Genomic DNA, 9,241 nt, shown 5'->3' on the forward strand with positions numbered 1-9,241 from the left:
CTGGCGGCCGGCACCGCGGCGCGCATCTTCACCGGCGCGCCGGTGCCGCCCGGCGCCGATGCGGTGGTGATGCAGGAGCAGGCCGCCGCGGCCGGCGACGAGGTCGATTTCCTGCACACGCCGAAGGCGGGCGAATGGATCACCGCGCAGGGCGCCGATATCCGGCGCGGCGCCGTGATCCTGCCGGCCGGCACGCGGCTCGCGCCGCAGGCGCTGGGCCTGGCCGCCTCGGTCGGCTGCGCGAGCCTGGCGGTGCGGCGCCGCCTGAAGGTGGCGGTGTTCTTCACCGGCGACGAGCTGACCATGCCGGGCGAGCCGCTCAAGCCCGGCGCGATCTACAACTCCAATCGCTTCAGCCTGCGCGGCCTGCTGGAGCGCTTCGGCTGCGAGGTCAGCGACTACGGCATCGTGCCCGATTCGCTCGAGGCGACGCGCGCGACCTTGCGCGATGCCGCGCGCGAGCACGACCTGATCGTCACCAGCGGCGGCGTGTCGGTCGGCGAGGAAGATCACGTCAAGCCCGCCGTCGAGGCCGAAGGGCGGCTCGCGCTGTGGCAGATCGCGATGAAGCCGGGCAAGCCGCTCGCCTACGGCGCGGTGCGCCGCGAGGCGGCGGCGGGGGCCGAGGCCGGCGGCGAGGCGCATTTCATCGGCCTGCCCGGCAACCCCGTGTCGAGCTTCGTGACCTTCCTGCTGTTCGTGCGGCCGTTCCTGCTGCGCCTGGCCGGCGCCACCCAGGTGGCGCCGCGCGCGCTGTCGCTGCGCGCCGATTTCACGCAGCGCAGCGGCGATCGCCGCAACGAGTTCCTGCGCGCGCGCATCAACGAGGCGGGCGGGCTCGATCTCTACCCGAACCAGAGCTCGGCCGTGCTGACCTCGACCGTCTGGGCCGACGGCCTGATCGACAATCCGCCGAACCACGCGATCAGCGCCGGCGAGACGGTCCGTTTCCTGCCTTTTTCCGAACTGCTCGGCTGAACCCGCCGGGCCTGCGAATCCGATGAAGCGATGAAGATCGAACTGAAATTCTTTGCCAGCGTGCGCGAGGCGCTCGGCGTGGCCGGCGAATCGGTGACGGTGCCCGACGGCATCGCCACGGTGGGCGACGTGCGCGACTGGCTGCGCGCGCGCGGCGGCGCCTGGGCCGAGACGCTGGCCGAGGGCCGCGCGCTGCGCATGGCCTGCAATCACGTGATGACCGACGCGGGCACGCGCATCACGGATGGCTGCGAGGTGGCCTTCTTCCCGCCCGTGACGGGCGGCTGAGGAGGCGCGATGACAAGGCTCAGGGCAAGGGTCCAGACCGGGGATTTCGAGGTCGGCGCGGAATTGGCGGCCTTGCGCGCGCGCAATCCGAAGATCGGCGCGGTGGCCTGCTTCGTCGGCACGGTGCGCGACCTCAACGAGGGCGAGACGGTGGCCGCGCTGGAGCTCGAGCACTATCCCGGCATGACCGAGAAGGCGCTCGAGGCGATCGCCGACGAGGCGATCGCGCGCTGGCCGGGCATCGAGGTGGCGATCATCCATCGCGTCGGCCGGTTGCTGCCGCTCGACCAGATCGTGTTCGTCGCGACGGTCGCCGCGCATCGCGGCGACGCCTTCGCCTCCTGCGAATTCGTGATGGACTACCTGAAGACCGAGGCGCCGTTCTGGAAGAAGGAAAGCACGCCGTCGGGCGAGCGCTGGGTCGATGCGCGCAGCAGCGACGACGCGGCGCTGGCGCGCTGGGGCCTGCGCTCCGGCAACCGGCGCGAGCCGGGCTGAGGGCGGCGGCAAGCGGGGCGGCGCGACTCGGCTGACTTCATTCGGCTCGGCTCGACGAAGGACAGCCTGCCCGCTACCATCGCGCCTCGCCCGAACTCCCGCGCAGTGTCTCCCCGATCATGACCGAATCCCCATCCGGCGCCATCCTGCTGGTGCCGCAAGACGGCAGCGCCGGCTTGTCCCCCTCGCAACGCAGCTTCAACGCGCTGACCCGGCAGGTGGCCGCGCGCCGCGAGCGGCTGCGTGCCTGGGAGACCGTCTGGCCGCCGTTCCAGCAGCGCTACGTCGACGAATGGGTGCCGCTCGCGCGCGAACTGGGCGCGCGCGAGACCGAGCTGGTACGCCAGCTCGATGTCGCCGCCGAGATGAAGGGCCTGAGCCGGGCCGAGCGCGAGCTGGTATCGCAATTGATCGTGCATTTCGCGCGGCCGCTGCTCGGCGCCGACGCGGATCGCGAATTGCGTGCGATCCTCGCCCGCCATGGCGCGGCGGCGATGGGGCAGGCTGCAGGCGATGCCGGCCGTCGTGGCGGCAAGTCGCGCCGGCGCGACGCGGCCCCGGCCGAGGATGCCGCGCCGGGGCATGCCGCGGCCGAGCCGCCCGAGGACGAATCCGAGGAAGCGATGATGCTTCGGATCCAGGCCGAGCTGGACGCGCAGGAGGCGCGCGCCTCGGCCGACGCGCAGGCGCGCCAGGCCCAGCGTGGCGAGCGCCAGCGGGCTTCGAACTCGAAGCGCAAGGCGGCCGAGGCGGCTGCGGCCGAGGCGGCGCGTGCCGCCGCGCAAGCACAACAGGAAAGCCCGGCCGAGGCGGAGGCGGATCGCACCGACACCGACGCGGTGCCCGAGATGGCGCCGGCGCAGGTCAGCCGCTCGCTGCGCGATCTCTACCGGCGCCTGGCCAGCGCGCTGCACCCCGATCGCGAGCCCGATGCGGACGAACGCGAGCGCAAGACCGCGCTGATGCAGCGGCTCAACCGCGCCTACGACAAGCAGGACCTGCTGCGACTGCTCGAACTGGAGCGCGACCTGGGCGCCGCCGATGCGGACCGGCTTGCCAGTGCCGGCGACGAATTGTTGCGGCATTACAACGGCATCCTGAAGGCCCAGTTGGCCTCGCTCGATCGCGAACTGCATCGCGTCGAGGCGGATTTCCGGCATGGCTACGGGATCGGCGCGAATGCCGTGCTGTCGCCCGACACGGCGCTGCGCACGCTCGGCGACGATATCGCCGGCCTGCGTCGCGCGCTGGCCGAGTTGGAGCGCGACTTGCTCGCGCTGCGCGAGATCGGCGCCTTGAAGGACTGGCTGGCCGGCTTCGTCGGCTAGGCGTCGAGGATTTCGGGGGAGGGCTGGCTCAGGCGCCGTCGTCGGCGCCGCGGCCGATGATGCGGGCCGGGAACGGCTCGCCGCGCGGCCGTGCCGGATGCGCGTCGTCCTCGCGTGGTCGTTTCGGCGCGATCGCGTCGAGCAGGGCCTGCTGCTCGTCGGGAATCCGGTAGTCCCAGCCGAAGCGGCTCAACTGCAGGCTCTGCGCGATGCGCAGCGCCGGCTCCATGAAGCGCACCGCGGCGGCCGGCTGGTAGCGCGCCTCGACGGTCCGCAGGAACAGAGCCAGCCAGCGGCTGAAATGCGCCGGCTCGACGCCTTCGAGCGGCTGGTGCCTGGCCTGCAGGTTGCCGCGATATCCCTTGGTGCCGAGCACCAGGTTCGACCAGAACGCGACCATCTTCGGCAGGTGCTCGTCCCAGCGGCCGTCGAGCCGGGCGCCGAACACGGGGCCGAGCAGGGGATCGGCGCGCACCTGCAGATAAAACGCGTCGACCAGGCCGCGGATATTGTCCTCGCTCGGCTCGGCCTCGCGCGGGCCGGCGGGCGCGGGCGAGGCCGCTTCGGGGGAGGGGCTGGCGGCCAGTTCGGGGGCCGGATTAGTGGGGATCATGGTCGGGAGGGAGAATGGGGCCGCTACACTGTCGCGATTTTGTCGCACAATAGCGGACGGCCATCCGCCAAAAAGTGCTTCCAGGGCGCATATTATCGCGCGATTTCCGTTTCGGCAGGCGCCTGTATCCGGCGGCGGCCGCCAACGCTGGCACCTCAACGACACGATCGACTTCGCTCATGAGACTGACCGACTACACCGACTACTCGCTGCGCGTGATGCTGTTCCTGGCGGTGCGCAGCGAAGGCCTGTCGACGATCCAGGAGATCTCGGATGCCTACGGCATCTCGAAGAATCACCTGATGAAGGTGGTGCAGCGGCTCGGCGAGCTCGGCTGGGTCGACACCGTGCGCGGTCGCAACGGCGGCCTGCGCATCAACGCGAATTCGGGGCGGTTGACGATCGGCGAGGTGGTGCGCGCCACCGAGAGCGATTTTGCCCTGGTCGGCTGCTTCGGCGGCGAGGGGCAGGGCGTCGAGCACCGTTCCTGCGTGATCGAGCCGCATTGCCGCCTCAAGGGCGTGCTGTACGCCGCGCGCGAAGCCTTTTTCGCCGAGCTGGACCGCCACACGATCGCCGAACTCTCGCGACCCGCCTCGCCGCTGGCGGCCGCGCTCGGCATCGTGCCGATCGTCGTCGAGCCGGCCTGAGCGCCGGCGCTTGCTCCCAACGGCGGCGCCCGCCGCCATCCCTGCCCGTTTCTCGCTATCCTGACGCAGCCGATCCGGCGCCGTCATCGAGCCTGCACGCCGCCCGGGCAGACTGAAATCCCGCGCCTGCCCGCTGCCTGCCCCTCGCCGGGCTCGGGCCCCATTCGGCAAAGCCATGCCGGGCGAGGCTGGGCGTCGCAAGGCACACATCTTGCCTAGCGAGCGCTTGAAACCCCGGCAAGCAGCCTCATGTTGGAGCTATTCGAAAATTGGAGGTCTCTTCATGAGAATCGACAAGCTCACCACCAAGTTCCAGGAAGCGCTGGCCGACGCCCAGAGCCTCGCGGCCGGCCGCGACAATCAATACATCGAACCCGTCCACGTGCTGGCCTCGCTGATCGGCCAGACCGACGGCTCGGCGCGCTCGCTGATGTCGCGCACCGGCGTGCACGTGCAGGCGCTGCAAGGCGCGCTGAACGAGGCGATCTCGCGCCTGCCGCAGGTCACCGGCACCGGCGGCGACATCCAGATCGGCCGCGAGCTGGCCGGCCTGCTGAACCAGGCCGACAAGGAAGCGCAGAAGCTCAACGACAGCTTCATCGCCAGCGAGATGTTCCTGCTCGCGGTGTCCGACGACAAGGGCGAGGCCGGCAAGCTGGCGCGCCAGCACGGCATGACGCGCAAGGCGCTGGAAGCCGCGATCGCGGCCGTGCGCGGCGGCTCGCAGGTGCACAGCGCCGATGCCGAGAGCCAGCGCGAGGCGCTCAAGAAGTACACGGTCGACCTGACCGAGCGCGCGCGCTCGGGCAAGCTCGATCCGGTGATCGGCCGCGACGACGAGATCCGCCGCTCGATCCAGATCCTGCAGCGCCGCACCAAGAACAACCCGGTGCTGATCGGCGAGCCCGGCGTGGGCAAGACCGCCATCGTCGAGGGGCTGGCGCAGCGCATCGTCAACGGCGAGGTGCCCGAGACGCTGAAGAACAAGCGCGTGCTCTCGCTCGACATGGCCGCGCTGCTGGCCGGCGCGAAGTACCGCGGCGAGTTCGAGGAGCGCCTGAAGTCGGTGCTCAACGACATCGCCAAGGACGAAGGCCGCACCATCGTCTTCATCGACGAGATCCACACCATGGTGGGCGCCGGCAAGGCCGAGGGCGCAATGGACGCGGGCAACATGCTCAAGCCGGCGCTCTCGCGCGGCGAGCTGCACTGCATCGGCGCGACCACGCTCGACGAGTACCGCAAGTACATCGAGAAGGATGCCGCGCTCGAGCGCCGCTTCCAGAAGGTGATCGTCGACGAGCCGAGCGTGGAGGCGACCATCGCGATCCTGCGCGGGCTGCAGGAGAAGTACGAGCTGCACCACGGCGTGGACATCACCGATCCGGCCATCGTGGCCGCGGCCGAACTCTCGCATCGCTACATCACCGACCGCTTCCTGCCGGACAAGGCGATCGACCTGATCGACGAGGCCGCCTCGAAGATCAAGATGGAAATCGATTCGAAGCCCGAATCGATGGACAAGCTCGACCGTCGCCTGATCCAGTTGAAGATCGAGCGCGAGGCCGTCAAGAAGGAGCAGGACGAGGCTTCGCAGAAGCGCCTGCAACTGATCGAGGAAGAGATCGAGCGGCTGGGCCGCGAGTATGCCGACCTCGAGGAGATCTGGACCGCCGAGAAGGCCGCCGTGCAGGGCAGCGCCCAGCTCAAGGAGGATATCGACCGGGTGCGCGCCGAGATCGCCAAGCTGCAGCGCGAGGGCAAGCTCGAGAAGGTGGCCGAGCTGCAATACGGCAAGCTTCCGCAACTCGAGGCGCAACTCAAGCAGGTGACCCAGGCCGAGGAGCAGGAGCAGCACAATCCGAGCAAGCCGCGGTTGCTGCGCACCCAGGTCGGAACCGAGGAGATCGCCGAGGTGGTGTCGCGCGCCACCGGCATCCCGGTCTCGCGGATGATGCAGGGCGAGCGCGAGAAGCTGCTGCATATCGAGGAAAAGCTGCATGAGCGCGTGATCGGCCAGGACGAGGCGATCAGCGCGGTGGCCGATGCGATCCGCCGCTCGCGCGCGGGCCTGTCGGACCCGAACCGGCCTTATGGCTCGTTCCTGTTCCTGGGCCCGACGGGCGTCGGCAAGACCGAGCTCTGCAAGGCGCTGGCCGGCTTCCTGTTCGATTCGGAGGATCACCTGATCCGCATCGACATGAGCGAGTTCATGGAGAAGCACAGCGTCGCGCGCCTGATCGGCGCGCCGCCGGGCTACGTCGGCTACGAGGAAGGCGGTTACCTGACCGAAGCGGTGCGTCGCAAGCCGTACAGCGTGATCCTGCTCGACGAGATCGAGAAGGCGCACCCGGACGTGTTCAACGTGCTGCTGCAGGTGCTCGACGACGGCCGCATGACCGACGGGCAGGGCCGCACCGTGGACTTCAAGAACACGGTGATCGTGATGACCTCGAACCTCGGTTCGCAGGTGATCCAGTCGATGGTGGGCTCGCCCCAGGAGGCGGTGAAGGACGCGGTGTGGGAGGAGGTCAAGCTGCACTTCCGCCCCGAGTTCCTGAACCGGATCGACGACGTGGTGGTGTTCCATGCGCTCGATCGCAGCAACATCCAGTCGATCGCGAAGATCCAGCTGGCGCGCCTGCACGAGCGGCTGGCCAAGCTCGACATGCAGCTGGAGGTGACCGACGCGGCGCTCGACCAGATCGGCAAGGTCGGCTACGACCCGCTGTTCGGCGCGCGCCCGCTCAAGCGCGCGATCCAGCAGGAGATCGAGAATCCGGTGGCCAAGCTGATCCTGGCCGGGCGCTTCGGGCCCAAGGACGTGATCCCGGTCGACGTGCAGGACGGCAAGTTCGTGTTCGATCGCGTCGTGCACTGAGGCGAAGCCGCCGCGATTGGCAAGGGCTTCGGGAACCCCGCTTCGGCGGGGTTTTTTTTCGGCCGTCGCTTGTTTCGGCCATCGCTTGTTTCGGCGGTTGCCGGCGGCTCAGCCGGCGCCGAACAGGAAGCGCTCGCAATATACGGCGTCGAACGCGAGCGAGCCCCGTTCGAAATCAGGACTGCGATGGAAGGCGGCCCGCGCGGCCTCGGGCAGCCCGGCCTCGAAATCGGGCGAGAAGACGAAGCCGGATTTCATCGACAGCAGGTACTGCGCGACCTGCTGCCGGCCGTCCGAGGCGCCGAGATCGTGATGGTCGAGGATGCCGTCGGCGTGAGCATTGTCGAGCGCGCCGACGAAGAAGGCGCTCTCGTCGGCGAAGTCGGCTTTCAGCAGGAACACCACGAAGGGTTCGGTGTCGCCCGGCTGGCTCAGGTCCACCACGCCGGAGAACAGGTAGCCGGGCGCCGCGAGCTGGTGGCAGCGCGAGCCGACGGCGGGGCGGCCCGCTTCCAGGCCGGCGCGGACCTGCTCGTAGACGCGTTGCCAGCGCGCGAGCGACTCGCGCAGCTCGGCGAGGTTGCGCTCGACGCGCTCGCTCGCGGCCGCCAGCTCGGCATGCGAGGCCTCGTCGAGCTGGCGCAGTTCGACGGCGATGTCCTGCCAGATCGCGATCTGGCGTTCGGTCTCGTAGGCGCGCTTCTTCAGCGAGCGCAGGTACTGCGCGTTGAGCTGGGTGTCGTCGTAGCGCGTCAGGCCGTTGTCGAGATCGCGGAACAGCAGGTTGTCGTGTTCCTGGCAGTAGCCGAGGAAGGTGGTCGCCGAGCGGGTCGCGACATGCTTGAAGGCGTAGCGATAGGGGTTGCCCGACAGGTCGGGCGCGAGCACGTCGACATAGCGCCGCCCCTCGATGTCGCGCGCCAGGCAGCGCGTGATCTTGCCTTCCGAGATTTCATGCGACCAGATCGAGGCGCGCGTGCAGCCCGCGTGCCGGCAGGTCCAGGCCGCGCTCTTGCCGGGGCGCGCGAACTTGCCGTAGACGGCGCGCGCGCTCTTCTTGATCGCGTCGCCGGGGTGGCTGAAGAGGATGGCCGAGAGGAAATGCGCGAGCAGCGGATCGTGGATCGCGGCGTCGGAGATTGTTGCCTGGGCGCTGGTGAAGTCCATGCGGCGGCTCGTGAGGGCGGCCGGTTCGCCGGCTCGCGGGTTGCGCCGCCGCGGGCCCGGGGCAGGCTGCCGCCCGGGCCCGCGCCTTCGACCGTGCCCCGGCCTGGCGGCCGGGTGCGGGCGAGGGCTGGCGGCGAATCAGGCGGTCTTGTTGCCGCCGCCGAACAGGCCGGCCAGCTGCGAGAGCGTGCCGAGCAGGTTCGGCGCGTCGACCTGGCCGTCGGCCGGCACGTTGCCGTCCGGGGTGGCGTGATTGACCAGGTGCGGCAGCACCTGGGCCAGCAGGTTCGAGGCCGTCGAGGGATCGACGCCGGCCTTGTTGGCGAGCGAGGTGACGGTGTCCGAGCCGAGCACGTTCTGCAGCGTGTCGGGCGAGATCGGCTGGTTCGCGCCGGTGCCGACCCACGAGCCGATCACGTCGCCCACGCCGCCCTGGCGGAACTTCTCGATCAGGCCGTTCAGCCCGCCGGGCTGGTTGTTGACGAATTCGAGCGCGGCGGCGAGCAGTGCGCCCTGATTGCCGCCGCCATTCTGGCCGCCTAGCGCGCCAGTCACCATATCGAGCAGACCCATGATTTCTCTCCGATGCCGGGTTCCCACTTCCTGAAACGGCGCCGCGAGGGCGGCGCCGGGCTTGTGTTCGCGGCCAGCCGCATCTCGTGCGGCCGGCCGACGGGTCAGGCGCCTGACGCGGCCGATGCGGCCTGACTCTTCTTCGACTTCCTGGGCTTCTTGGCCTTGGGCTCCGAGGCGCCGGCCGTGGCGGTTGCCGCGGCCGGGGCGCTGCCTGCCGCCGCGGCGCTGGCGGCGGCCGCCGCCTTGTCCTTCTTGCGCGAGG

General features: G+C 69.9%; 9 protein-coding genes. 6 read left to right on the forward strand and 3 right to left on the reverse strand.

The window, feature by feature from the left end; translation table 11 throughout:
* The 4 genes from F3J18_RS33350 to F3J18_RS33365 form a co-directional block, all read left to right on the forward strand.
* Positions 1-978: molybdopterin molybdotransferase MoeA (locus F3J18_RS33350; RefSeq protein WP_166916372.1), on the forward strand; the 978-nt coding region annotated here is incomplete at its 5' end.
* A gap of 30 nt (positions 979-1,008) precedes the next feature.
* Complete coding sequence (gene moaD / locus F3J18_RS33355; protein WP_017921957.1) at positions 1,009-1,266, forward strand: molybdopterin converting factor subunit 1; 258 nt, start codon at positions 1,009-1,011, stop codon at positions 1,264-1,266.
* A gap of 9 nt (positions 1,267-1,275) precedes the next feature.
* The gene (gene moaE, locus F3J18_RS33360; RefSeq protein ID WP_013698275.1) at positions 1,276-1,764 is read left to right on the forward strand and encodes a molybdopterin synthase catalytic subunit MoaE; all 489 of its coding nucleotides are present in this window, start codon (positions 1,276-1,278) and stop codon (positions 1,762-1,764) included.
* A gap of 119 nt (positions 1,765-1,883) precedes the next feature.
* A complete protein-coding gene (locus tag F3J18_RS33365) occupies positions 1,884-3,092 on the forward strand; it encodes a J domain-containing protein (RefSeq protein WP_166916374.1) in 1,209 nt (402 codons plus the stop codon).
* Positions 3,093-3,120: 28 nt separating this feature from the next.
* Here F3J18_RS33365 and F3J18_RS33370 read toward each other — a convergent pair whose 3' ends face one another.
* On the reverse strand, positions 3,121-3,705 hold the full coding sequence (locus tag F3J18_RS33370; RefSeq protein ID WP_240154775.1) for a group III truncated hemoglobin: 585 nt from the start codon (positions 3,703-3,705) through the stop codon (positions 3,121-3,123).
* A gap of 179 nt (positions 3,706-3,884) precedes the next feature.
* On the opposite strand from F3J18_RS33370, the gene F3J18_RS33375 reads away from it, so the two are divergent.
* Positions 3,885-4,355: an Rrf2 family transcriptional regulator gene (locus tag F3J18_RS33375; protein WP_025097639.1), complete on the forward strand. Its 471-nt coding sequence runs from the start codon at positions 3,885-3,887 to the stop codon at positions 4,353-4,355.
* A gap of 283 nt (positions 4,356-4,638) precedes the next feature.
* A complete protein-coding gene (gene clpB, locus F3J18_RS33380; RefSeq protein ID WP_017921349.1) occupies positions 4,639-7,236 on the forward strand; it encodes an ATP-dependent chaperone ClpB in 2,598 nt (865 codons plus the stop codon).
* Positions 7,237-7,344: 108 nt separating this feature from the next.
* Here the strand turns inward: clpB and F3J18_RS33385 are convergent, their stop codons facing one another.
* Both F3J18_RS33385 and F3J18_RS33390 read right to left on the reverse strand, forming a co-directional pair.
* Positions 7,345-8,403, reverse strand: a complete 1,059-nt coding sequence (locus F3J18_RS33385) for a hypothetical protein (RefSeq protein ID WP_166916376.1) — start codon at positions 8,401-8,403, stop codon at positions 7,345-7,347.
* 138 nt (positions 8,404-8,541) lie between these two features.
* Entirely contained in the window at positions 8,542-8,976 is a 435-nt protein-coding gene (locus tag F3J18_RS33390) for a YidB family protein (protein ID WP_013698270.1), read from the reverse strand.
* Between the last annotated feature and the right edge of the window lie 265 nt (positions 8,977-9,241).

This window comes from Burkholderia sp. Ax-1720 (genome assembly GCF_011753035.1).
In the GTDB taxonomy this organism is placed as follows: domain Bacteria; phylum Pseudomonadota; class Gammaproteobacteria; order Burkholderiales; family Burkholderiaceae; genus Burkholderia; species Burkholderia gladioli.

Coding starts and splice junctions, on each gene's coding strand:
- F3J18_RS33370 (WP_240154775.1), bottom strand. CDS start 3,705: ATGATCCCCACTAATCCGGCCCCCGAACTGGCCGCCAGCCCCTCCCCC.
- clpB (WP_017921349.1), top strand. CDS start 4,639: ATGAGAATCGACAAGCTCACCACCAAGTTCCAGGAAGCGCTGGCCGAC.
- F3J18_RS33385 (WP_166916376.1), bottom strand. CDS start 8,403: ATGGACTTCACCAGCGCCCAGGCAACAATCTCCGACGCCGCGATCCAC.
- moaD (WP_017921957.1), top strand. CDS start 1,009: ATGAAGATCGAACTGAAATTCTTTGCCAGCGTGCGCGAGGCGCTCGGC.
- moaE (WP_013698275.1), top strand. CDS start 1,276: ATGACAAGGCTCAGGGCAAGGGTCCAGACCGGGGATTTCGAGGTCGGC.
- F3J18_RS33365 (WP_166916374.1), top strand. CDS start 1,884: ATGACCGAATCCCCATCCGGCGCCATCCTGCTGGTGCCGCAAGACGGC.
- F3J18_RS33390 (WP_013698270.1), bottom strand. CDS start 8,976: ATGGGTCTGCTCGATATGGTGACTGGCGCGCTAGGCGGCCAGAATGGC.
- F3J18_RS33375 (WP_025097639.1), top strand. CDS start 3,885: ATGAGACTGACCGACTACACCGACTACTCGCTGCGCGTGATGCTGTTC.